The sequence below is a fragment of the Parabacteroides sp. ASF519 genome, from assembly GCF_000364265.2.
Classification (GTDB): Bacteria; Bacteroidota; Bacteroidia; order Bacteroidales; family Tannerellaceae; genus Parabacteroides; species Parabacteroides goldsteinii.
On the sequence record NZ_AQFV02000006.1, the window covers coordinates 5,460,854 to 5,485,754 of the forward strand.

The window sequence follows — 24,901 nt, forward strand, 5'->3', positions numbered from 1 at the left end:
AACAGAGGACAAAAGTAAGAAAAAGGAATGATTTTCCCTTTAGAGGTAGGTCTAATTTCATTTAGAGGTAGGTGTAAATCGATTTAGACGTACCTCTAAATTCATTTACACCTACCTCTTTTCTCAAAAGGTATGGTAGAAAAAACGAGAATGTTCTAAATATCCCGAAATTATTCTCCCATTATTTCTTTCAAATCCTGTTCGAACTGTGCAATATCTTCACCGGTCGTATCCCACGAAGTAACCAGGCGGGCCTCGTTATTTTCTTCGTTCCACATATAGAAGAAATAACGGTCCTGCAATTTCTTCAGCGGTTCTGCCGGGATGGTGAAGAATATCTGATTGGTTTCAACCTTCTGGGTAAACTGTATCTGGGGATATTGTTTGAGTGCCTCAGCCAGTTTAGCTGCACTGATATTGGCTTTCATCGCATTTTCAAGCCAAAGGTTGTTTTCAAGATAAGGAATAAACTGTGCAGACAGATAACGCAACTTGGAGGCCAACTGAGCCGATTGTTTCCGGTAATACTGCAAATTCTCCGTGATCTCAGGACGGAAGGAAACGACAGCCTCCCCCATCATCATTCCGTTTTTGGTCCCCCCAAAACTCAGGATATCCACACCGGCATCTACCGTTACCTGTTTCATGGAACAATTCAGATATGCACAGGCATTTGCCAGACGGGCACCGTCCATGTGCAGATACATATTGTAAGCATGCAACAAATCGGCAATGGCTTTTACTTCTTCTACCGTATAGACCGTTCCCAGTTCAGAAACCTGGGAGATATAAACAGCTTTCGGTTGGGAATGATGGCAAACGCCGAAGTTATGCAAACGCGGTTTTATCAATTCGGGAGTAAGTTTGCCGTCGGTTGTCGGAATAGTAACAACCGCACAGCCGGTCATCCGGGCCGGAGCTCCGCATTCGTCTACATTAATATGTGCCGTCTCAGCACACAAAATACTGTTGAAAGGACGCGTCACAGCTTGTAAAGCCACCGAATTAGCACCGGTACCGTTAAAAACAAAGAACGGAGAGGCTTCTTCACCAAATATGCTTTTAATCTTTGCCACTGCGGCACTTGTCCAGGGGTCGTCGCCATATCCGATTGCGTGATCCTCATTTGCTTTTATCACAGCCTCCATTACGAATGGATGGACGCCCGAATTGTTATCGCTTGCAAAACTTCTCATTGTGTTTTAGTATTTTGCGGCAAAAGTACGGATTTATTCATTAATATGTCATTTTTATCATCTATATATTAAAAAAGAAGAGGCCTCCAACCGGAAGCCTCTTCTTTTTATTAACTTGTTTATTAGAATATTAACCACTAACTCAGGCGAAAATCCTTCAAAACTTTCTGCAACTCCTGGCGGGCAAAGAAGATACGGCTCTTTACCGTTCCCAGTGGTACATTCAATTTGTCAGCGATCTCATTATATTTATAGCCACTTAAAAACATGGAAAAAGGAACTTTCAATTCATCATTCAATCCATTAATGGCTTTTGTGATTTCCTGAATCTGATAAGCTCCGTCCGGAGAATCAAATCCCGAATCATTCACGACGTCCAAATTATACAAATCAACACCCTGATCAACAACGGTTTGCGTACGAACAATCTTATGATAATTGTTTATAAAGATATTACGCATTACGGTCAAGACCCAGCCTTTAAAATTAATATTGTCAACAAACTTTTCCTGATTGTCTAAAACCTTCAGCGTTGTGTCTTGCATCAAATCCTGGGCGTCATCCCGATTTGCGGTGAGCATCAATGCAAAATTCATCATGTTTTCTTGCATGCTCAATAATTTTTTCTGAAATTGCAACGCATTCATATTACTTACTATTTATAAAAGGTTAATACCGGTTAAGTATAGCCCCTCACTATTGAGAGACAATACAAATGTAGGAAATATTATTGATACTGGATGACGCTTTGAGGAATATTAATATTAAAAATCGTAACTTAATATATTTATAACAAATTCAGCTGAAAATGAACAGCTTTTACAAGTTTACAACTTGAAGAATTTCAAAATTTACAAGTTGTATGTTACAATTTTCAATTAAGTATAAAAAGTATAGCTAATTAGATAAAATGATGAAAAATTCAGGATTCTTATTATTACTGTTATTTATAGCGATAACAACCTTTAAATCAACAGCTAAAGAACAAAAACTAGTCTATCAAATCGACATAAAGAAAGAGATTGATAATACTACCCGCTTATACCTTCGTAACGGATTGGAAGAAGCGAAATCATTGGAGGCCGATGCCGTTCTTCTTCATATGAACACCTATGGAGGATTGCTCGAAGCAGCGGATTCAATGCGTACCGCAATCTTGTACAACCCTGTTCCCGTCTACGTTTTTATCGATAATAATGCCGCTTCGGCCGGAGCGCTGATATCGATTGCGTGTAAAAAAATCTTTATGAGGAAAGGCGCCAACATCGGTGCCGCGACTGTCGTTAACCAAACCGGAGCCGCTTTGCCTGATAAATATCAATCATACATGCGTTCGATGATTCGATCGACAGCCGAAGCACACGGAAAAGATACGATCATCCAGGGGACGGATACTACATACAGATGGAAAAGGGATCCGCTGATAGCCGAAGCCATGGTGGACGAACGTGTCATTGTTCCGAATCTGATCGACTCGGGCAAAGTGCTTACCTTCACTGCCGACGAGGCACTGGAATGGGGCTATTGCGACGGCATTGCGGAAACACCCGGTGAAGTGATCACAAAGTATCTGGGATACAACGATTATGAACTGAAGACATACGAACCGTCCTGGTATGACGACCTGAAAGGTTTCCTGATGAATCCGATGTTGCAATCGCTTCTTATCATTATTATTATAGGAGGTATCTATTTCGAAATGCAGACGCCGGGACTCGGCTTCCCGTCGGCAGCCGCCATCGTCGCCGCGATTCTTTATTTCGCTCCTTTATATATGGACGGACTGGCACAGAACTGGGAAATACTGGTCTTTATCATCGGACTACTGTTAATTGCAGCGGAGATATTTATCATCCCGGGATTCGGTATAGCGGGCATCAGCGGCATCATCTTTCTGGTTGCCGGATTGACACTCAGCCTGCTGAATAATACGGATTTCAACTTCGAAGCAGTTTCTTCCAAAGAAATCGGAGAAGCGGCATTGACCGTCCTGATCGGATTGGGGCTGGGCTTCGTGCTGATGATCTGGTTATCCAACAAAATCGGGACAAAAGGTATGTTCCGGAAAGTAGCGCTCCACAAAGACCTTGAAGACGCCCACTCCTCCCCTTCATTGACTCCGCTGATCGGGAAGGAAGGAACAGCTTTCACCGTGCTCCGTCCTTCGGGTAAAGTAATGATCGACAACGAACTCTACGATGGTGTATCGGATTCCGGCTTCATTGAAAAAGGGACAAAAGTGAAAGTGGTCCGTTTTGAGAATGCACAGGTATATGTGGAAACCTCCGATCTATAACGCCAGCTTATCGTTGCCGGGCACCCGTTGATAAAAAATACGTTTATCAACGACCACATATTGCAGGGCATCGATCGCCAGCAAATCGCTCAGAATATTTTTGGCCGTGTAATAATTTACATGGCCAATACGACAAAGCTGACCCGCATTGATATAAGGATATTGCTCCAGGTAAGAGAACAGCCGCTCTACCGGCTTACTGATCTTCACCAGTGTTCCGTCTTTCCGGCGCTTCTTCTCCCACGAAAGAACCAAAATCTCATTTGCCAGGATATTCTCGTCGGCTACACGGATATAGGCTTTATACTTATCCTCTTTATCAGGCGCCAGGTGAGGTTTGTCCGCACTGGGCGCTATATAGATTTCCAAAACGGTTTTCCCGTTTATTTCCCAGCGGGTAGCCTCGAAAGGGACTTCCGGCTGAGTGTACATTTTAGATGCAGCCTCAATCATATAATATTCTTCCTCACTGTGGACACCGGAGATATTCCCATTGTCTTTCACCCCAATCAGCAACCGACCGCCATCGGTATTGGCAAAAGCAGACAAGGTGCGGGCAATCTTCTTACTGTCGCTCACTTCGAACTTAAAATCGAGTTGTTGATGCTCGCCCTGTTCAATCAATGCTTCTATCGGATGTTTCTTCTTCATTTTGGCTCATTATTTGACCTGCAAAATTAAAATAAATGTCTAACTTTGCCAACCGAAAAAGAGTGAAAGCATGTCACAGATCCCTTCATTAATTTCAGACCTGGCAGTAATACTGATTTCTGCGGGGCTTGTTACTTTGCTTTTCAAGAAATTAAAGCAACCGGTCGTACTTGGCTATATTGTTGCCGGAATTCTGGCAGGACCAGCCATTAAAGAAATCCCTACCGTTACAGACGTAGAAAGTATCCGTATCTGGGCCGACATCGGTGTCGTATTCCTGCTTTTTGCCCTGGGACTGGACTTCAGTTTTAAGAAACTGATGAAAGTCGGAGGCACCGCCGTTATCGGAGCAGTCACCGTCGTTATCGGGATGATGACGTTCGGCTATATCACCGGATTGTCGCTCGGCTGGGGGCACATGAATAGTCTTTTCCTGGGCGGAATGCTTTCCATGTCGTCCACGACAATCATATTCAAGGCTTTCGACGATATGGGGCTGCGCAACCAACGGTTTGCCGGAGTGGTGTTCGGGATATTAGTGGTGGAAGACTTATTTGCTGTCCTGCTGATGGTTTTGCTTTCCACACTTGCCGTCAGTAAACATGTCGAAGGGATGGAGTTGCTCGACAGCGTGATCAAACTGGGGGTATTCCTGCTCTTCTGTTTTGTAGTAGGTATTTACCTTATTCCTTCTTTCCTGAAAAGAGCACGGACTTTCCTCAATGACGAAACCCTGCTGATCGTCAGTATCGGCCTATGCCTGGGGATGGTCATGATCGCGACTAAAGCCGGATTTTCTTCTGCACTTGGCGCTTTCGTGATGGGGTCTATCCTTGCTGAGACAATCGATGCGGAACATATAGAACATATCGTAAAACCGGTAAAAGACTTGTTCGGAGCCATTTTCTTCGTTTCTGTCGGCATGCTGATCGACCCGGTATTACTTTGGGAATACAAAATACCGATCCTGATACTGACACTTGTCGTCATGGTCGGACAGATACTTTTTGCCACCTTCGGCGTACTATTATCGGGACAGACTGTCAAAGTCGCCATCCAGTCCGGTTTCTCGCTGGCACAAATCGGTGAGTTCGCCTTTATCATCGCCTCTTTGGGACTGACGCTCAAAGTAACGGATAATTTCCTTTACCCGATCGTTGTGGCCGTATCTGTCATAACAACCTTTTTTACGCCCTATATGATACGTATGGCCGAACCGGCTTATAAAATAGCTGAACGAGTCATCCCGGCAAGCTGGATGAGTTTTCTGGAACGTTATTCTTCTGGCTCCAACACGATCCGGCAGAAAAGTGCCTGGGACAAACTGCTGAAAGCATTGGTGCGTATCGTCGGCACCTATACGGCTGTCACGCTGGTACTGATCTTTATCTGGTTGCAATTCGTCGCTCCGTTCATGATCAATCAGCTACCGGGACTGCAAGGACAAATCATTTCCCTGGTTCTGATCCTTCTCCTAATCTCACCGATGCTGCGTGCCATCATGATGAAAAAGAACCATTCCGTAGAATACCAACAATTGTGGCACGACAGCAAATATAACCGTGGTCCGTTGGTTTCCCTGATTGTGCTCCGTATTATATTATGTATAGGGCTCGTCATGCTGCCGATCGCACGCCTGCTGAACACTGCTGTCGGAATAGGGCTCGCCATCGCAGCCACCGTCATAGCCCTGGTTATCTTCTCTAAGCGGTTGAAGAAGCAGTCGATCCTGATGGAACGCCATTTCTTCACAAACCTGACGGCACGTGAACTGGAGAACGAACGAAACGCTCCCATCAACCAACGGTTCGCCAGCCATCTGCTGGAACGCGACCTTCACCTGGCTGATTTTGAAGTGAAGCAAAACTCCCCCAGTATGGGCAAGACACTCAAAGAACTTAATTTCAGGCAGAAATGTAATGTGAACATCGTTACTATTATCCGGGGAAGCAAGCGTATCAACATACCGGGAGGAAACGAACGGCTTTATCCGTTTGATAAGCTGGTCGTAGTCGGTGCGGATGACGACCTGGCCCATTTCCGTCAATACATAGAGGAGCGTTATAAAGAATCGCTGAATAACCTCCAGGAGACTAAAGAGGTGAATATGGAACAATTCTTTATCAGTGAAGGCTCCGGACTTATCGGCCGGACTATCCTTGAATCCGGAATACGCGATAACTCCGGCTGCCTGGTGATCGGTATCGAACGAGATGCCCGTTCAATCAAAAACCCGCCTCCAACAACCGTATTCGAGCAGGGAGATATTGTATGGATCGTCGGCGAACATGAGAAAGTGCTTCGTCTCAGTGAGGGTAAAACAGTAAAATAATTAACTAACGAATAAAAACAACCGGAGTATGAAGTTTATAGGAATAATACCGGCAAGATATGCCTCCACCCGCTTCCCGGGGAAACCTTTGGCCGACATGGCCGGCAGGCCCATGATACAGCGTGTGTATGAACAAGTGAAGGATGTACTGGATACCGTTTGTGTAGCCACCGACGATAGCCGTATCGAAGCTGCCGTGAAAGCATTCGGCGGAAATGTCGTTATGACTTCCGACCAGCACCGGAGTGGCACCGACCGTGTTTACGAAGCCTACACTAAAGTTGGACAAGGATACGATGTCGTTGTCAATATCCAGGGAGACGAACCTTTCATCCATCCGGAACAGATCGAGACGTTAAAAGCATGTTTTACTGATGTCGGCACGCAGATTGCCACACTGGTAAAACCATTCCGTCCGGACGATGACTTCGAAACGACATTATTCAATGCAAACTCACCGAAAGTAGTTCTCAACAAGAATAACGAAGCAATGTATTTCAGCCGTTCCATCATTCCTTATATGCGCGGCAAAAATTACCAGGAATGGTTACCCAACCATACGTATTACAAACATATCGGTTTGTATGCTTACCGGGCCGATACGCTGAAAGAAATCACCCACCTGCCCCAATCACCACTGGAGCTTGCCGAAAGCCTGGAACAACTCAGATGGCTCGAAAACGGCTACAAGATAAAAGTCGGCATCACCCAGCAGGAGACAATCGGTATCGACACGCCTGAAGACATGGAGAAAGCACTTGCTTTTCTCAGCCAACAGCATGGCTGAACGCAGTAAGCGCCAGCAATACCAGTAAAAGTCCGGAAGTGACAGATACAGACCATACACTGATCTGCATATACCGGACTTTCTTAAACTGCGTAGCCACCAACACACAAGCCAGCATGATAGCCGGGAAAAATGCCGGAAGCCATGCCTGTGGATATTGATATGCCTGTTCTTCTGAAAGTGAGTACAGTTCTTTCAGGAATTCAGGCAGCACAGTACCCGTTATCAACAGCAAAGCCCAATACACCCAATGCTTCTCTCCTATTTCCGCCTCGTACAACAGCACAAGGATTACAAAAATAAACAACCGGCTCCCCACCATACAATAAACCGCAAACAACAAAATAAACCCCGTCACCCAAGAGAGCCATTTTACCTTTATCTGTATATAACCACAAAATATATACAAAACAATAACCAAAGAAAGAATAGAATTCAAATGATAATAAGGACTACAATAGGTTCCCCACTCCATAACAACCGGAAACAGAGCATACAAAGGAGCCATATCCCCTACATTGAATTTCCGCAGAATAAATAAAGAAGCCCACCATTCCAGCATCAACACGGCCGTAATCAAAACAGCCCCGCCACCGACAGGAACAAACAAAGACGTAAGTACTTTCGCCATTGAACAAGCCAGCCATGCAGGTTTCCCCCAATAGCCGACCAACACTTCCGGCAAACTCGCAACACTTACCACCTCTTCCTTCAGGAACAAATGATCCGAATCAAAAAACTGGAAAAAGATAACGCATAGCAATGCAAAGAGTCCAGCTACCCTCTTTTGCAAAAGCTTTTCTTTCTTATCCATCAGTGAACTATTTTTATACCTATTAAACTCAAAACGTAAAGCCGGTACTTGCTATTCCGACCGGATAAGTCGTCAACGTAAGCATAATCATCAATAGTTGACTTATATATCAATAGTGCAAATATATAAATATTTTAATACAACGCACACCACATTTCTTCAAATTCAAGCGATTGTACAAAATATACAACTTATTGCATAATCCGGACACAAAAAAAGGCGTGCCTGAGTCTTTTCCGGACCGGCACGCCTCTCTTTTATTTATCTTGCAGAAAAAGCTGTTATCTTTTCTTTTTCTGATCCTGTTGTTTCTTCAACTGCTCCTGCTGCATACGCTGCGCTTCTTCCAGACGTTTCATGAAACCTGATTTCTTCTGAGGCTTCTTCTTGTTGGCTTCCAGCTTAGCCAGCAGCTTATCTTCATTAATCGTATAACGGAACACCAATGTCTGAACAATCGTGATCAGCGTAGAAATGAAGTAATAGTAAGTCAGACCCGATGCATACTGGTTGAAGAATACCAGGAACATCAGCGGCATCATATACATCATCGCCTTCATACCCGGCATCTGTTGCTGTCCGGTATTGGTCATTTCCATATTATACTTGGTATAGATAACGTTGGTGATTGTCATCAGCAGACAGAACAAACTGATGTGGTTACCAAAATACGGAGTGATAATAGGAATGTATTTGTTCCAACTGAAAATAGCATCGTATGTTGACAAATCGTGCGCCCAAAGGAAACTCTGGTGACGCAGTTCGATTGCCGACGGGAAGAACATGAACAAGGCGATCAAAATCGGCATCTGCAACAGCATCGGGATACAACCTGCCATCGGGCTTGCCCGGCTCGGCTATACAATTCCATAGTTGCACGCTGGCGTTCCACCGCTTTATCCTGTCCCGGATATTTGGCATTAAGCTCTTCCACCTGCGGACGAAGCACACGCATCTTCGCTGACGACATATATGATTTATATGTCAACGGGAATAAAATCAGTTTCACGATAATCGTCATCAACAGGATGATCAGACCGTAACTCTTGATATATTTACCCAGGAAGTCAAACATCGGAATGACGAAATACTGGTTCACCCAACGGAAGACACTGGCACCCAGCGGAACCAAACGTTCCAGATCCAACTGCTGGTCCGAAGCAACCCCTTTGTCATACGATTTCAGCAACGGATAGCTGTTCGGTCCGAAGAAATAACGGAAAGTCGTTGCCTCATTGCCTCTCAGGTCGAAAGGAACGGCTGTTGTAGTCTTAAACTCTTTAACGATACCGTCTGCCTCAACCATCTTTGAATCGAAAGTAGCGCTTTCAAAACCTTCATCGGCAATCATCACCGTCGAGAAGAATTTATCTTTATAAGCAATCCATTTCAGACGGCCCGACACCTTCTTGTCTTCGCTCTTGCTTTCGCTCAGCTGCTCCACATCATCGGACAGGAATTTATAATACAAGGCAGTATATCTGTTTTCATATTTGATACCCTGTTCCTGCTGGCGGATTTTCTGACGCCATACCATATCCAAAGCAGTCGTACTCGGAGCCAGGACACCGTTCAGGCCCGTTCCCTTAATATCGAACTGAACCATATAATCGTCCGGCTTGACTGTATAGATAAAGTCCAGTGAACTGCCTTCACCTGTATTCAGTCGCATCACCAACCGGTTCGGGTCCTGTGTTTTCACCGGAGTGAAATACAGGTCGGCTGTGTTCAATACGCGGTTGGTTGCTGTTACCAGGGTAAAGTCAAGCGAAGCCTCTTTTCCTTCAAACAGGATGACCGGCTTATCATCATATGTTGTATAATCCTTCAGGCGGGCATATGAAATACGTCCTCCCTTATTACTGATATGCAGTTCGATCAGATCATTTTCCAAAACAGTTACATCATCTGTACCTGTCATTGCTTCAGCGAATACACCGAAACTGCTCTTCAGCCGGGCATCTCTCGCAGAATCCGGCAAGCTATCAAAAGAATTATCGGCAGTGCTTTTGCTGTCTTCGCGTTGCAACTCCGCCTGTTTAGCCAGTTCGATCTGAGCGATCGAGTCCTGATAACGGCGCTGGGCTTCCAACTGCTCAGGCGTCGGTTTGTTAAACCAGCTGAATGCAAATAAAACAATACCAATAAGCAGAAAACCAATTAATGTGTTTTTATCCATCTATAACGTTGTTATTTATTATCAATAGCGGCTTTCACAAAGCTCACGAAAAGTGGGTTCGGATTAACTACCGTACTGTTGTATTCCGGATGGAACTGAACACCAACGAACCATTTCAACGCAGGAATTTCTACCACTTCCACCAGACCGGTTTCCGGATTCTCGCCTGCACATTTCATGCCGGCTTCTTCAAACTGTTCGCGATACTGGCTGTTGAATTCGAAACGGTGACGGTGACGTTCCTGGATATGTTCTTTTCCATAAGCCTCATAGGCTTTGGAACCTTTCTTCAGGATACAGTCGTAAGCTCCCAGACGCATAGAACCTCCCATATTGGTAATGTTCTTCTGTTCTTCCATCAGGTCGATCACCTTAAACGGCGTATTCGGCTCCATCTCGGTCGAATTGGCATCCGTCATACCCAAAACGTCGCGGGCAAATTCAATCACCATACATTGCATACCCAGGCAGATACCCAGGCAAGGCACATCGTTTTCGCGGGCATATTTCAAGGCAGCGAACTTTCCTTCGATACCGCGCTGTCCGAATCCCGGAGCAATCAGGATACCATCCATGTCCTTCAACTGTTCAGCCGCATTGGCTTCAGTCAGTTTTTCCGAATGGAACAAATGAAGATCCAGTTTGCGGTCGTTGTAGATAGCAGCCTGCAACAATGATTCGTCGATTGACTTATAAGCATCCTGTAATTCCACATATTTACCAACCAGACCGATCTTAACTGTTTCGGTAGCATCCGTCTTTTTCTTCAGGAACTCTTTCCAGGGTTTCATTTCCGGAGTCGGCCCTACTTCCAATCCCATCTTTTTCAGGATAGTTACATCCATGTTCTGACGCTGCAATACCAGCGGAACTTCATAAATAGTAGGAACGTCGACCGACTGCACTACAGCGTCGGCGTCTACGTTACAGAACAAAGCAACCTTGCGGGTAATATCATTACTCAGCAAATGTTCAGTTCTCAAGACCAGTACATCCGGCTGGATACCCAGTTCCTGCAACTGTTTTACAGAATGCTGTGTAGGTTTCGTTTTAAATTCTTTCGCAGCTGCGATATAAGGTACATAAGTAAGATGTACGCACATACAGTTCTTACCCAGTTCCCATTTCAGCTGGCGAACGCTTTCGATGAAAGGCAGCGATTCGATATCGCCTACTGTTCCACCGATTTCCGTGATCACAAAGTCAAACTTGTACTTCGATCCCAGCAGCTTCACATTTCTCTTGATCTCGTCGGTGATATGAGGAACAACCTGCACAGTCTTGCCCAGATAATCGCCCTTGCGTTCCTTATTTATCACACTCTGATAAATACGACCTGTCGTAATATTGTTCGAGCGTGTAGTCGGAACATTCAGGAAACGTTCATAATGTCCCAGGTCCAGGTCCGCTTCATGTCCGTCTACGGTTACATAACATTCACCGTGCTCATAAGGGTTCAATGTACCCGGATCGATATTAATGTAGGGGTCAAACTTTTGGATAGTAACCTTGTAACCTCTCGCCTGAAGGAGTTTACCCAATGATGCAGCAATAATTCCCTTACCTAAAGAAGAGACTACGCCGCCCGTAACGAAGATGTACTTTGTATCTGCCACGATAGTAATATTTTAATTGTCTTTAATTGCTCACTCGCATTTCAAAACTGCAAAGTTAGTCATTTTCATTCAGACAGCAAGTGTCTCGGATATTTTTTCAAAGCACATTCATCCGCATTCCGGTTTCCCTATTAGTTCAGATTGTTATATGATGTGAAAGATTAGTAGATTTCATACTTTTTATCTAATTTCGCACCGTAGATACTTATAGATTGTAAATAAAAAGGAATTATGGTTATCAAGAGATACTTCATTCTATTTTCTATACTTTCATTATTGACAAACCTGGCAAATGCACAGGAAGTGACAACTATTACCGGAACCAATCTTAAAGATACAGTACAGAGTAATGCGGCTGATACTATCCCAATGATTGAAATCGAAGATCTGGACCTGGATAATATCATAAGCCTGCGGGCACAATTCGAGAAACAAAACCAGTCATATTCAGCACCGGTCACACCGAATGAAAATCTGCTTCGCTTCCTGAAAAAAGACGAAGTGGAACTGTCGGACGAAGCCATGTACTGGGCACGTCTGGTGCGCGATGCTTCCACTATCTTCGACGCGAATATGACATTTCAGGATACAGTCATAGCAGACCCGCTGTTTTTACCGCTCATATTCAAAGGGAAACTCCTTCCGAAAGATCTTTCCTTCTACGATGAAGATGCATGGAAAAATAAAATCGATATCCCGCAACCTTTTCTTCAGGACACCATATTTAAAGAAGAGGTGTTCAGACAGCAGTTCCGCGAGAAAGCACAAAGAAATATAGAAGCCAACCATCCTGAATATTTCCGTTATTCAATGAGGGATCTACCTCAGGACAAAGTAGTTGCCAAAGTGATCAGAAAGCCGACCTACCAACCGGACCTGATCAAGGTAGAAAGCGAAGCAGACTTCAGTGACGTGGATGCACCGGTAAAATTCATTCCCGAAAGACGTTACTGGACGTCACATTTCGAAAGTTCTTTACAGTTTGCTCAGAATTACATCTCTCCGAACTGGCATAAAGGGGGTGTAAGTACGCTGAACCTGACCAACCGCGAACTGTTTACATATAATTATAATAAGGAAAAGATAAAGTTCGACAATTCACTGGAAATAAAGAACAACCTGTATACCGCTCCCAAAGATACTTTGCGCGATTACAAAGTCGGAGATGACGTGTTCCGTATCTACAGTAACTTTGGTTATAAGGCATTCAACAAATGGTACTACACACTGGATCTTGACTTCAAAACCCAGCTTTTCAGCAGTTATGCCGAAAACCAGAACGTTAAACTGGCCGGACTGCTCTCACCTTTCAGTATTAATTTCGGTCTTGGTATGAAATATGACCTGGATAAAACGTTCGCGTCGTCCAAACACAAAAAAGTAACGTTAAGTGCCAACCTTGCACCGTTATCTTATACGTACGTTCGTACATTAGATAAAGACATCGACCTGGGCCGGCATTTCCAGAAGAGAGACGGAGAAGAAGAGTTTCCTTACAAACAAAGCCTGTTCGGTTCTACCGTCAACGCAACTATGACATTCCAGTTCAGCCGGAATATCATCTGGTATTCGCGTTTCTATTACATGACAGATTATAAGCGTATCCAAGGTGAGTTCGAAAACCGTCTGAATATGGCAATAAGTCGATTCTTCTCGACTATCATCTCGCTGAACTTACGTTATGATGATGGTATCTCCAAGCATGAAGACTTCGACAGCTACTTACAGATTAACGAGTTGTTGAGCTTTGGCTTTAATTACAAATGGTAAGCTGAACACGATTATTTCTGTAATAAACTTTGTTAATCGTGACATAATATCCAAATAATCCTTACTTTTGCCCCTGATTTTGCAATGTCGAGATTACAAACATGAGTGAAAGTATCAATCACAACGGAATAATAGAGAAGATCGATGGCAATGCGGTCTTTGTCAGAATCATTCAACAATCGGCCTGCTCCGGTTGCCACGCACAAAGCATGTGCAGCGCATCTGAAAAGAAGGAAAAGATCATTGAAGTGAACGACAATAACCCCGGCAGATTCCATGTGAACGAAGAAGTAACCCTATGTGGCCAGAGTTCGCTCGGCCTGCAAGCGGTTTTTCTGGCCTTTGTGCTTCCTCTGATTGTTGTAGTTGCGGCGATTGTAGCAGGAAGCTGTTTGCAATGGGACGAAACAACCAGCGGGTTAACCGGTCTATTACTACTAGTTCCCTACTACAGTATATTATACTTTTTACGCGAGAAACTGAAAAGAAAATTTATATTTACCTTGAAAAAACTTAATTGATCAAATATCATGATTTTAATTGCCGTTATTTCATTAGGAGCCATTGGAGCCATCGGCGCAGTATTCCTCTACGCCGCCTCCAAGAAGTTTGAAGTATACGAAGATCCTCGTATCGCAGAGGTCCAGGAGGCATTGCCCGGAGCCAACTGCGGAGGTTGCGGTTACCCCGGTTGCGGTGGTTTTGCAGCAGCCTGTGTAAAGGCCGATTCACTGGAAGGACTGCTTTGTCCGGTCGGTGGCGCCGAAACAATGGGTAAGGTCGCATCCATCCTCGGTATGGAAGCTGCTACAGCCGAACCAATGGTAGCAGTTGTCCGTTGCAACGGAACCTGCCAGGCCCGTCCGCGCACCAACCAGTATGATGGCGTAAAAAGCTGTGCCATAGCATCCTCTTTGTACGGAGGCGAAACGAACTGTACGTTCGGTTGCCTGGGTTACGGCGACTGCGAAAGTGCCTGTACCTTCGACGCCATCCACGTCAATCTGACAACCGGACTGCCGGAAGTGGACGAGGACAAATGTACTTCATGCGGAGCCTGCGTCAAAGCTTGTCCGAAAAACATTATCGAACTGCGCAAAAAGGGACCGAAATCACGCCGTATCTTCGTCAGCTGCGTAAACAAAGACAAAGGAGCTGCTGCCCGTAAAGCATGTGCGAACGCTTGTATCGGTTGTGGTAAATGTGTGAAAGAATGTCCGTTCGAAGCAATCACGCTCGAAAACAACGTGGCTTATATCGACTACCGCAAATGCCGTCTGTGCCGTAAATGCGTAGCAGTATGTCCGACCGGAGCAATTCACGAATTGAACTTTCCGCCCCGTAAAGAAGCCTCCCCTGCTGTGGACGCCGACAAAGTAAAGCCAGTAACGCCTAAAGCTGCACCGGCCCTTAAAGCCGAAGCACCGACAAAAGTCGAAGTTACACCGGCAACAGCGCCTGAAACAATAACAAAAGAAGAAACAACTCAAAAATAAAAATCTAATAGTATGCTAAGGACATTTCGAATCGGAGGTATACATCCACCCGAAAATAAATTGTCTGCCGGGAAGAAAATAACCGGACTGGCTATACCCAAGCAGGTTATTATACCGCTAAGCCAGCATATCGGGGCTCCTGCCCAGGCTGTGGTAAAGAAGGGTGATACGGTTAAAGTAGGTACGCTTCTCGCCAAAGCCGGAGGTTTTGTATCGGCGAATATCCACTCGTCGGTATCCGGTAAAGTAAACAAGATAGATAACGCTCTCGACACAAGCGGATACAAACGTCCCGCTATCTATATTGATGTGGAAGGTGACGAATGGGAAGAGTCGATCGACCGCAGCGAAACGCTCGTGAAAGAGTGCCCGCTTCCTTCCAAAGAGATCGTAGACAAGATCGCCGCAGCCGGTATCGTGGGTCTGGGTGGTGCGACATTCCCCACACAGGTCAAACTGATGCCGCCTCCCGGAAGCAAAGCCGAGATCATCATTATCAATGCCGTAGAATGTGAGCCGTATCTGACTTCCGACCATTCATTGATGATGGAGAAGGCAGAGCAGATTCTGGTCGGCGTTACGCTGTTGATGAAAGCTGTAAATGTAACAAAAGCAGTGATCGGTATCGAAAACAACAAGCCTGACGCCATCGCTCATCTGAGTAAACTGGCTACAGCCTATAAAGGTATCGAGATTATGCCGCTGAAAGTACAGTATCCGCAAGGAGGTGAAAAGCAATTAATCGACGCTGTGATTCGCCGTCAGGTGAAGAGCGGTGCACTGCCTATTTCCGCCGGAGCTGTAGTACAAAATGTAGGAACTGCTTTTGCAGTGTATGAAGCGGTAATGAAAAACAAACCTTTGTTTGAACGCGTCGTTACCGTGACAGGTAAAGCAGTTACCAATCCTTCCAACTTCCTGGTCCGTATGGGTACGCCTATCAGTGCACTGATTGAAGCTGCCGGTGGTGTTCCTGAAAATACAGGAAAGATAATCGGTGGCGGCCCGATGATGGGAAAAGCCCTGATTGCTCCGGAAGTACCGGTAACGAAAGGTAGTTCAGGCGTATTGCTCCTGACAAAAGAAGAGTCTGTCCGCAAACCGATGCGCGACTGTATCCGCTGTGCCAAATGTGTCAGCGTTTGTCCGATGGGCCTCAACCCTACCCTGCTGATGAATGCAACAGAATTTGCAGAATGGGATTTGGCCGAGAAGAATTATATCACCGACTGTATCGAGTGCGGTTCTTGTAGTTATACCTGCCCGGCCAACCGTCCGTTGCTGGATTATATCCGTTCGGGTAAAGGAAAGGTAATGGGTATCATACGGGCACGAAAGTCATAAAAACAGAGCAATATGGAAAATAATTTAATAGTATCTCCTTCGCCCCATATCCACGGCGGCGATAGCATAAGCAAAAATATGTATGGTGTACTGATTGCCCTTGTTCCGGCTTTCCTGGTATCCCTCTACTACTTCGGGCTGGGTGCGCTGATCGTTACTGCAACATCGGTCATAGCCTGCGTCCTCTTTGAATATCTGATCCAGAAGTTCCTGATGAAAAAGGAACCGACCGTATGTGACGGTTCGGCTATCCTGACCGGTGTACTGCTGGCATTCAACCTGCCGTCGAACCTGCCTGTATGGATCATCCTGATCGGTGCACTGGCAGCAATCGGTATCGGTAAGATGTCGTTCGGCGGACTGGGTAACAATATTTTTAACCCGGCATTAGTCGGACGTGTATTCCTGCTGATCTCTTTCCCGGCACAGATGACGATGTGGCCGGAAGTCGGACAGCTGACAGCCTACACCGACGCAACCACCGGTGCAACTGTTTTATCACTGATGAACGAAGGGGCACTCGACAAGTTGCCTACCCTGGTAGATATGTTGTTAGGTAAAATGGGCGGCAGCCTTGGTGAAGTAAGTGCACTGGCATTGCTGCTGGGACTCGTCTTTATATTATGGAAAAAGATTATTACCTGGCAGATTCCGGTTTCTATCCTGCTGACCGTATTTGTATTCACAGGTATTATGCACCTGGTTAATCCGGTACAATACGCAAGTCCGTTCGTTCACCTGCTGTCGGGAGGTCTGATGCTGGGAGCCATCTTTATGGCAACCGACTATGTGACTTCGCCCATGAGTAAGAACGGTATGCTGGTTTACGGTGTCGGTATCGGTATTCTGACCACCGTTATCCGTCTGTTTGGTTCTTATCCGGAAGGTATGTCGTTTGCTATTCTTATTATGAATGCATTTACCCCGCTGATCAACAGTTATATCAAACCTAAACATTTTGGAGGGAAATAAGCATGGCAAAACTAAAATCAACATTACCCAATATGCTCTTGTCGCTTACCATCATCTGTTTGGTTGCGGGAGCGATATTAGCCGGAGTAAATATGTACACTACCGGCCCGATTGCAGCCTCCAAAGCTGCTGCGCTGGAAGCTGCTATCAAAGCTGTTACACCTGAATTCGACAACAAACCGTCAGAGGACGCTTATATGGCAGTTACAGGCGACGGCGATTCCCTGAAAATCTATCCGGCTACCAAAGGCGGAGAGTTCGTAGGTGCAGCTGTCGAAAGTAATACAAAAAAGGATTCAGCGGAGAGATCAAAGTGATCGTCGGATTCGATAAGGAAGGCAAGTTATTGAACTATTCCGTATTACAGCATGCGGAAACTCCCGGTCTGGGAGCTAAAATGCAGGAATGGTTCAGTACGGACAAGAATAAACAAAGCGTTTTGGGACGCAGCCTGTCCGCCGGACCATTAAAAGTAACTAAAGACGGTGGCAACGTGGATGCTATCACAGCAGCAACCATCACCAGCCGTGCATTTCTGGATGCGGTGAACCGTGCTTACAGCGCATTCGCCGGAACTGACGGAGTAACCGGTGCAACAACCGCTAACACTAACGAGGGAGGAAACGACAATGAGTAATATGAAAGTATTGATGAACGGTATCATCAAAGAGAACCCGACATTTGTCTTGTTGCTGGGTATGTGTCCAACTCTGGGAACAACTTCTTCAGCATTGAACGGTATGAGTATGGGACTGGCAACCATGTTCGTTCTGATCTGTTCCAATATGGTTATTTCAGCCTTGAAGAACCTGATCCCCGACATGGTACGTATTCCGGCCTTTATTGTCGTAATCGCAACATTCGTAACCGTCGTGCAGATGTGCATGGAAGCATTCGTTCCGGCTCTTTACGCCAGCCTGGGATTGTTCATCCCGCTGATCGTTGTAAACTGTATCGTGTTGGGACGTGCGGAAGCATTTGCCGCTAAAAACGGAGTGATCCCTTCCGCATTCGACGGATTAGGTATGGGACTCGGCTTTACGTTGGCACTTACCTTGCTCGGAGCTACCCGCGAACTGCTGGGAACAGGTAAACTGTTCGGCCTGACCCTGATGCCCGAACAATATGGTTCGCTGATCTTTGTATTGGCTCCGGGTGCCTTTATCGCGCTGGGTTACCTGATTGCTATTGTTAATAAATTGCGTAAAGCCTGATATTAAAAAACGAAAGATATGGAATATATACTAATATTTATCGCAGCCGTATTCGTCAACAACGTAGTGTTGGCGCAGTTCCTGGGTATCTGTCCGTTCCTGGGCGTATCGAAGAAGGTGGAAACGGCAGCCGGTATGGGTGCAGCAGTAACATTCGTGTTGACGATCGCAACCATCGTTACTTTCCTGGTGCAGAAATATATCCTGGATAAGTTCGGATTGGGCTTTATGCAGACCATCAGCTTTATCCTGATCATCGCCGCGCTGGTTCAGATGGTCGAGATCATCCTGAAAAAGGTTTCTCCGGCTCTTTACCAGGCACTTGGCGTGTTCCTGCCGCTGATCACCACCAACTGTTGTATTCTGGGTGTCGCCATCCTCGTAATACAAAAAGAATATAATTTATTGGAATCTGTTGTATATGCAATATCAACAGCTATTGGATTTGCGCTAGCTTTAGTTATCTTTGCAGGGATAAGAGAACAGTTGGCTTTGACACGTGTTCCCGAAGGTATGAAAGGTACCCCTATTGCGCTGATAACAGCCGGTTTACTGGCAATGGCGTTTATGGGATTCTCCGGAATCGTATAATTTAATCTAAATAGAGACTAGCATGAAAAAGAAAATCTTAGTAGCAGGTGGAACCGGATATATTGGCTCACACACTACAGTTGAGTTGCAGAATGCAGGTTATGATGTTGTTATCATCGACGACCTGTCAAACTCCAATATCGAAGTGTTGGATGGCATTGAAAAGATCACAGGTATCCGTCCTGAATTCATCAAACTGGATTTAAAAGATAAAGAAGGAACCCGCGAAGCATTGAGGGCTCATCCGGGTATCAACGGTATCATCCTTTTCGCAGCAAGCAAAGCTGTTGGCGAATCGGTTCAGCAGCCGCTGAAGTACTACCGTAACAATGTTGTTACGCTGGTAAACCTACTGGAACTGATGCCGGAATTTAATATCGAAGGTATTGTATTCTCTTCTTCCTGTACCGTTTACGGACAGCCTGATCCCGAAAACCTGCCTGTAACAGAAGATGCCCCGATCAAACCGGCTACTTCTCCTTATGGCAACACCAAACAGATCAACGAAGAGATCATTCGCGATACTATTCACGCAAATGCTCCGTTCAAGAGCATTATCCTGCGTTACTTCAACCCGATCGGTGCTCACCCGAGTGCAGAAATCGGCGAATTGCCTAACGGTGTTCCCCAGAACCTGATCCCGTATCTGACACAGACTGCAATCGGTATCCGCAAGGAACTGAGCGTATTCGGTGATGACTATGATACACCTGACGGCTCTTGTATCCGCGACTATATCAATGTAGTCGACCTGGCAAAAGCACACGTAATCGCTATGGACCGTATGCTGGGTGGTAAAACTGAAGAAAATGTTGAATATTTCAACCTGGGAACCGGTAACGGTGTAACGGTGTTGGAACTGATCAATACATTCGAAAAAGCTACCGGTGTAAAAGTTCCTCACAAAATCGTAGGTCGTCGCGAAGGTGATATCGAAAAAGTTTGGGCTAATCCGGAACGTGCCAATAAGGTATTGGGATGGACTGCTAAAGAAACATTGTCCGATACATTGGCTTCTGCCTGGAAATGGCAGGAAAAACTGCGCGAACGCGGTATCCAATAAAAGAAAAGTCTTTTTTAAATAAGCATGCCGGAAGATTCTCCTGAGATTTCTTCCGGCATTTTTCTTGATCCCCCACATTGCAACCGGAACCTATCAATGAAACGTCAACTGAGCTTCAAAACCAACATCAGACATCAAAACAGGCTCGTCGGAGGATCGGATTCGTCAAATAGCAGAAAAAAGCATACATTCCTATTGAATTATAACGTTTTTTCCATCTCCATATATATTTTTTATCTACTTTTGGGGATTCCTTTCGTAACAGACAGATGATTTGTTATATAAATGGCGATAAAAAACATGACAAGCGAATATAAAGAGAAGTTACAAGCGTACGGAGTTAACCTGGACAGTGCATTAAACCGTTTCATGGATAATGAACAGTTTTATGAAAGAATACTCTCCAAATTCCCTATGGATGAAAACTTCATCCTGATGGAAAGAAGCCTCAATGAGAATAATATTTCCCAGGCTTTCAGACATGCCCATACATTAAAAGGACTGGCGGCAACGCTTGACCTGACAAATATATCGGACATATTGATCCCGATGACGGAAAAACTCAGAGCCGGAGAGAGTGAAGGTATACAAGACCTGTTTGATCAGTTGAAAGTACAATACAAACTAATCTGCGACCTGATTACCGAACACAAAGCAAGATAATAAAACAAACTGCATGGATAAGAGGCTTATATCAAATAAATCATTGGCTAACTACCAATACCTCATGGATACTATCTGGACTATCTACCTGGAGGACGGAAGTGTCGAAATACAGAAAGACTCCATGATTCCGGAGTTGGAAAATACGAAACATGATTACGTCATTCTCAATAACACGATAAAGAATGATGTCTATCTGCCTGACCATATTTTATGGGACGAAACAGTTTCGCTTGAAGCCTTCCATACAATGATAGCCAAAGGATGTTTCCACAAAAAATTCGACATGCGTTTCTGTAACAAACATTTCGGTTTTGAATGGCACGAAGCCTTTATAGATATCTTGACTAACAAAGAAGGCATACCCGACAGGGTTGTCCTCTCCAGCCACAATGTTAATGATTTCAGGAAATCACAAATCATTGAAACAGCCGTAAAAGCAGAATACGACTATGTGATTTATATCGAAGCATCTAAAAACAGTTATGTCATGTACACTTCCGGTACGGAAAGCGAAACTCCTCCTCCGGTAGCCAGCAGTAACTATGAAGCGGTAGTTGCAGAGTACAACCGACAGTATATGGAACCGGAATTTTGTGATGCAATGACCGAGAAAATGAGTATCGCCCACGTCGATCCGATACTGCGACAGCATGGAGAGTATATTTTATATGGTACCATGATAGAAAACGGTGAAAAACGTGAAAAGAAAATGCGATTCAGCTACTTCGACAGGGAACAAAACATCTGGTTGATGACCAGGACCGATATAACTGAAATCAAGGAAGAGAGAAAACAGAAGCTATTGTTGCAGGAAGCCCTACAGAGCGCAACTGCCGCCAACCGTGCCAAGTCAGACTTCCTGTCGCGGATGAGCCATGACGTACGTACTCCCATAAATGCAATCGTGGGTATGACGGCAATAGCCGGTCTTCATATGAACGACCAGAACCGCATAGCCGATTGTCTGAAGAAGATAACCATATCTTCCAAGCTCCTGCTCAACCTGATAAACGAAGTACTGGATATGTCGAAGCTCGAAAGCGGTAAGATCATGCTGACGGAAGAGACATTCAAACTCGATGAACTGCTGGAAAGTTTATTTATCATGGTGCAGTCGGCCTTTGAAGCAAAAAAGCAAAAGTTAGTAATACACAGCAAAGTAAAGCATGAATGCCTGATCGGTGACGTACAACGCATACAACAAGCACTGTTGAATATGCTGACAAATGCAATCAAATATACCCCGAACAAAGGACTAATACAAATTTCAGTCGAGGAGAAACCTTCCGTTTATAACGGTTACGGGCAATTTGAAATAGCCGTCACGGACAATGGCATAGGAATGAAACCTGAATTCTTAAGCAAAGTATTCGAGCCGTTCGAACGGTCGGACGATAAAGCCATCCGCAATATCCAGGGTACCGGACTCGGTATGGCGATCAGTCGTCATATCGCCCAGATGATGAACGGAGATATCCTGGTAGAAAGCGAATATGGAAAAGGTTCCAAATTCACCATGAGATTCCATGTCAAACTGGGAGGCATGGATGAATACGACAACAATCTATTAATAGACCTGCCGGTATTGGTTGTGGATGATGATGATGTATCCTGCGAAATAGCCTGTGAAAACCTGCAAGAATTAGGGATGAAGCCGGAATGGGTTCTTTCCGGTCAGGATGCCGTACAGAAAGTAAGCGACGGGAACAAGTATTTTGCAATCATCATAGACCTGATGATGCCCAACATGAATGGCATTGAAACAACCTACAAAATACGGGAATGCGTAGGACCGGATGTTCCTATCATCATCATTTCGGCTTACGACTATTCCGACTACGAAATCGAAGCCTTGAAAGCTGGGGTCAACGGTTTCATCTGTAAGCCTATCATGAAGTCCAAACTGTTCCTCCTGATGAAAAAGTTTGCCACAAACAAAAAAGAGGAAGAAGAGGTCACTATCGTACCATCTATCGTCGCCTCTTTCCCAGGCAAACGGATACTCGTTGTGGAAGACAACGACCTGAACCGTGAGATCGCTTATGAATTGCTACAGGAAACCGGTGCTGAAATTGAAACAGCCAGCGACGGGCTGGAAGCCGTAAACAAGGTTTCCGCTTCCCCTGAAGGATATTACGATTTCATAATTATGGATATACAAATGCCTGTCATGGACGGTCTTGAAGCCACCCGGCAAATCCGTCTTCTCGACCGGCAAGACACCAAGGACTTACCGATCGTAGCCATGTCGGCCAACGCTTTTGCCGAAGACGTGCGGCTAAGCCTGGAAGCCGGAATGAACGAACATATCGCCAAACCCATAGAAATAGACAGGCTTTACAGTGTTATGGGAAAGTGGTTCCGTTGAATACCCCCAATCGGTTTATTTCAACAGCGCATCGATAGCTTCACGCCAATCTTCCCCGTTTTGGGGCTGGTAGGTGATGAAGCCCAGTGTGCGTCCTACTTCGATATTGCTTTTACCATCATCCACAAAGAGCGTCTCTGCCGGAATCAGTCCGCTGTCTTTGATCATATAGTCAAAGATACGCCGGTCGGGTTTCGTTACGCCGACTTCATACGAGGTGTACATTTTGTCAAAATAGGCACCGATCGGACGACCTGCCGGAGTAAACTCGTTTGTCCTTGCCCACCCTTCCTGGATGATGGGATTGGTATTGCTCAACAGATAAACATTGTAGTGCTCGCGAAGTTTCAACACATAATCGAGCTTATATTGAGGCGTATCGGCGATAAATCCCAGCCAACCGGATTTTATATCTTCATACGTCAGGTCCTTCCCCGTATGCTCCTGAAGCTTTTGGCAAAACTCGTCAGCACTGATCGTACCGTTTTCTACTTCCAGAAAGATACCTTTCTGCTCATAAGGATCCAGCAACTGTTCCGCATCCTCCACCCCGATCTCTTTGAAACGACGAACTGCCTGATCATGGTCCAGGTCTATAAAAACTCCTCCTAAATCAAATACAATGTTTTTAATCTTTGCCATAATTATCTCTTTTTACATCTATCTTTATCTCTACTTCCTGACAAAGATAAGCATAATAAGTGTAAAGCAACAACTATTCGAATGACTGCAACTGTTTTTGCCAAAGACACTTAGTACCCGAGTGTAAATCGCTCCTGATGATGCTTTTCCTGTTCCAGTTCATCAATCATGGCTACAGCGAAATCTTCTACGGAGATATTGCTATCCCCACTTTCATCGACAATCAGTTCATCTTTTCCCAGACGGAACTTTCCGGTACGCTCTCCCGGTGCCATATTAGCCGCAGGACTCAGGAAAACCCAATCCACCGACTTTTCCGGCAACAACAAATCGGTATAAACCTTTGCCATCCCTCGTATTCCCGGTAAAAGTTTCTTGGGAACGTCCGGTTCATCCATCAGCTGACGACCGGGAGCCACCAACAAACTGCCTGCTCCGCCAACCATCAGGAAACGATGCACACCGGAGTTGCGAACGGCACAAAGGATAGAGCCATAGCCTTCCAGTGTCTCTTCATAAATATTGGGATTCGACCAGCCCGGATTAAAAGCACTGATCACCGCATCCGACTTAGCCAGTTCGCGGGATAAAAAGTCCGTATCGGTCACACTCCCTCCCACGACTTTCAGATGCGGATGGATTAAAGTCAGTTTCGACGGATCTCTGACGATGGCTTTTACTTGATGCCCTCTGCCTAATGCTTCTTTCAGAATAGCGGATCCGACATAGCCGGTCGCGCCTATGATAACTATTTTCTTCATGACTGTATGTTGTTTGATTACTTTCTATAGAACAACATACGATGGCAAACTGTTCCCGTGCCTGACACGGGATCGCAAAGGCACCGCCCATATATCCTATTATCAATTGATACAGACAGCCCTTATGCGGTCCCGTGTCAAGT

General features: G+C 45.2%; 20 protein-coding genes and 2 pseudogenes. 14 read left to right on the forward strand and 8 right to left on the reverse strand.

The window, feature by feature from the left end:
- Nucleotides 1-170: 170 nt before the first annotated feature.
- Nucleotides 171-1,196, reverse strand: coding sequence for a threonine aldolase family protein (locus C825_RS21895; RefSeq protein ID WP_010800178.1), 1,026 nt, complete (start codon nt 1,194-1,196; stop codon nt 171-173).
- Between the two features lie 137 nt (nt 1,197-1,333).
- Nucleotides 1,334-1,843 carry an RNA polymerase sigma factor gene (locus C825_RS21900; protein ID WP_007657623.1) on the reverse strand — a complete coding sequence of 170 codons (510 nt, stop codon included), beginning with the start codon at nt 1,841-1,843 and terminating at the stop codon, nt 1,334-1,336.
- A gap of 263 nt (nt 1,844-2,106) precedes the next feature.
- On the opposite strand from C825_RS21900, the gene C825_RS21905 reads away from it, so the two are divergent.
- Nucleotides 2,107-3,492 (forward strand): NfeD family protein, encoded by a 1,386-nt coding sequence (locus tag C825_RS21905; protein WP_044215169.1) that lies wholly within the window; start codon nt 2,107-2,109, stop codon nt 3,490-3,492.
- Here C825_RS21905 and C825_RS21910 read toward each other — a convergent pair.
- Nucleotides 3,487-4,143, reverse strand: coding sequence for an AlbA family DNA-binding domain-containing protein (locus tag C825_RS21910; RefSeq protein WP_010800180.1), 657 nt, complete (start codon nt 4,141-4,143; stop codon nt 3,487-3,489). The two genes, C825_RS21905 and C825_RS21910, sit on opposite strands and share 6 nt — an antisense overlap.
- A 70-nt stretch (nt 4,144-4,213) precedes the next feature.
- On the opposite strand from C825_RS21910, the gene C825_RS21915 reads away from it, so the two are divergent.
- Together C825_RS21915 and kdsB are read left to right on the forward strand one after the other, a co-directional pair.
- Complete coding sequence (locus C825_RS21915) at nt 4,214-6,475, forward strand: cation:proton antiporter domain-containing protein (protein WP_010800181.1); 2,262 nt, start codon at nt 4,214-4,216, stop codon at nt 6,473-6,475.
- Nucleotides 6,476-6,503: 28 nt separating this feature from the next.
- Nucleotides 6,504-7,262 (forward strand): 3-deoxy-manno-octulosonate cytidylyltransferase, encoded by a 759-nt coding sequence (kdsB, locus tag C825_RS21920; protein ID WP_010800182.1) that lies wholly within the window; start codon nt 6,504-6,506, stop codon nt 7,260-7,262.
- Here the strand turns inward: kdsB and C825_RS21925 are convergent.
- The 3 genes and pseudogenes from C825_RS21925 to pyrG form a co-directional block, all read right to left on the reverse strand.
- Entirely contained in the window at nt 7,243-8,076 is an 834-nt protein-coding gene (locus tag C825_RS21925) for a DUF6057 family protein (RefSeq protein ID WP_007657615.1), read from the reverse strand. The genes kdsB and C825_RS21925 overlap by 20 nt on opposite strands.
- Nucleotides 8,077-8,357: 281 nt before the next feature.
- A pseudogene (yidC, locus tag C825_RS21930) lies at nt 8,358-10,255 on the reverse strand (membrane protein insertase YidC).
- An 11-nt stretch (nt 10,256-10,266) separates the two neighbouring features.
- Entirely contained in the window at nt 10,267-11,871 is a 1,605-nt protein-coding gene (gene pyrG, locus C825_RS21935) for a CTP synthase (protein WP_007657611.1), read from the reverse strand.
- A gap of 231 nt (nt 11,872-12,102) precedes the next feature.
- On the opposite strand from pyrG, the gene C825_RS21940 reads away from it, so the two are divergent.
- The 11 genes and pseudogenes from C825_RS21940 (at nt 12,103) to C825_RS21990 (ending at nt 23,355) form a co-directional block, all read left to right on the forward strand.
- On the forward strand, nt 12,103-13,641 hold the full coding sequence (locus C825_RS21940; protein WP_010800183.1) for a DUF3078 domain-containing protein: 1,539 nt from the start codon (nt 12,103-12,105) through the stop codon (nt 13,639-13,641).
- Between the two features lie 101 nt (nt 13,642-13,742).
- A complete protein-coding gene (locus tag C825_RS21945; RefSeq protein ID WP_007657607.1) occupies nt 13,743-14,162 on the forward strand; it encodes a SoxR reducing system RseC family protein in 420 nt (139 codons plus the stop codon).
- Between the two features lie 9 nt (nt 14,163-14,171).
- A complete protein-coding gene (locus C825_RS21950) occupies nt 14,172-15,137 on the forward strand; it encodes a Fe-S cluster domain-containing protein (RefSeq protein ID WP_010800184.1) in 966 nt (321 codons plus the stop codon).
- Nucleotides 15,138-15,149: 12 nt separating this feature from the next.
- Nucleotides 15,150-16,481, forward strand: a complete 1,332-nt coding sequence (gene rsxC, locus C825_RS21955; RefSeq protein ID WP_010800185.1) for an electron transport complex subunit RsxC — start codon at nt 15,150-15,152, stop codon at nt 16,479-16,481.
- Between the two features lie 12 nt (nt 16,482-16,493).
- A complete protein-coding gene (locus C825_RS21960) occupies nt 16,494-17,453 on the forward strand; it encodes an RnfABCDGE type electron transport complex subunit D (RefSeq protein WP_010800186.1) in 960 nt (319 codons plus the stop codon).
- A 2-nt stretch (nt 17,454-17,455) separates the two neighbouring features.
- Nucleotides 17,456-18,090 (forward strand): annotated as a pseudogene (locus C825_RS21965) (RnfABCDGE type electron transport complex subunit G).
- The gene (locus tag C825_RS21970; protein WP_028728844.1) at nt 18,083-18,667 is read left to right on the forward strand and encodes an RnfABCDGE type electron transport complex subunit E; all 585 of its coding nucleotides are present in this window, start codon (nt 18,083-18,085) and stop codon (nt 18,665-18,667) included. The pseudogene C825_RS21965 and the gene C825_RS21970 overlap by 8 nt, the downstream one beginning before the upstream one ends.
- 18 nt (nt 18,668-18,685) lie before the next feature.
- Complete coding sequence (gene rsxA / locus C825_RS21975) at nt 18,686-19,258, forward strand: electron transport complex subunit RsxA (protein ID WP_007657600.1); 573 nt, start codon at nt 18,686-18,688, stop codon at nt 19,256-19,258.
- 22 nt (nt 19,259-19,280) lie between these two features.
- Complete coding sequence (gene galE / locus C825_RS21980) at nt 19,281-20,321, forward strand: UDP-glucose 4-epimerase GalE (protein WP_010800189.1); 1,041 nt, start codon at nt 19,281-19,283, stop codon at nt 20,319-20,321.
- Nucleotides 20,322-20,621: 300 nt separating this feature from the next.
- Nucleotides 20,622-20,984 carry an Hpt domain-containing protein gene (locus tag C825_RS21985; protein ID WP_007657596.1) on the forward strand — a complete coding sequence of 121 codons (363 nt, stop codon included), beginning with the start codon at nt 20,622-20,624 and terminating at the stop codon, nt 20,982-20,984.
- Between the two features lie 13 nt (nt 20,985-20,997).
- A complete protein-coding gene (locus C825_RS21990; RefSeq protein WP_010800190.1) occupies nt 20,998-23,355 on the forward strand; it encodes a hybrid sensor histidine kinase/response regulator in 2,358 nt (785 codons plus the stop codon).
- Between the two features lie 15 nt (nt 23,356-23,370).
- Here C825_RS21990 and C825_RS21995 read toward each other — a convergent pair whose 3' ends face one another.
- Nucleotides 23,371-23,997 (reverse strand): HAD family hydrolase, encoded by a 627-nt coding sequence (locus tag C825_RS21995; RefSeq protein WP_007657592.1) that lies wholly within the window; start codon nt 23,995-23,997, stop codon nt 23,371-23,373.
- Between the two features lie 110 nt (nt 23,998-24,107).
- Nucleotides 24,108-24,758 (reverse strand): NAD(P)-dependent oxidoreductase, encoded by a 651-nt coding sequence (locus C825_RS22000; protein WP_007657590.1) that lies wholly within the window; start codon nt 24,756-24,758, stop codon nt 24,108-24,110.
- Nucleotides 24,759-24,901: the final 143 nt, after the last annotated feature.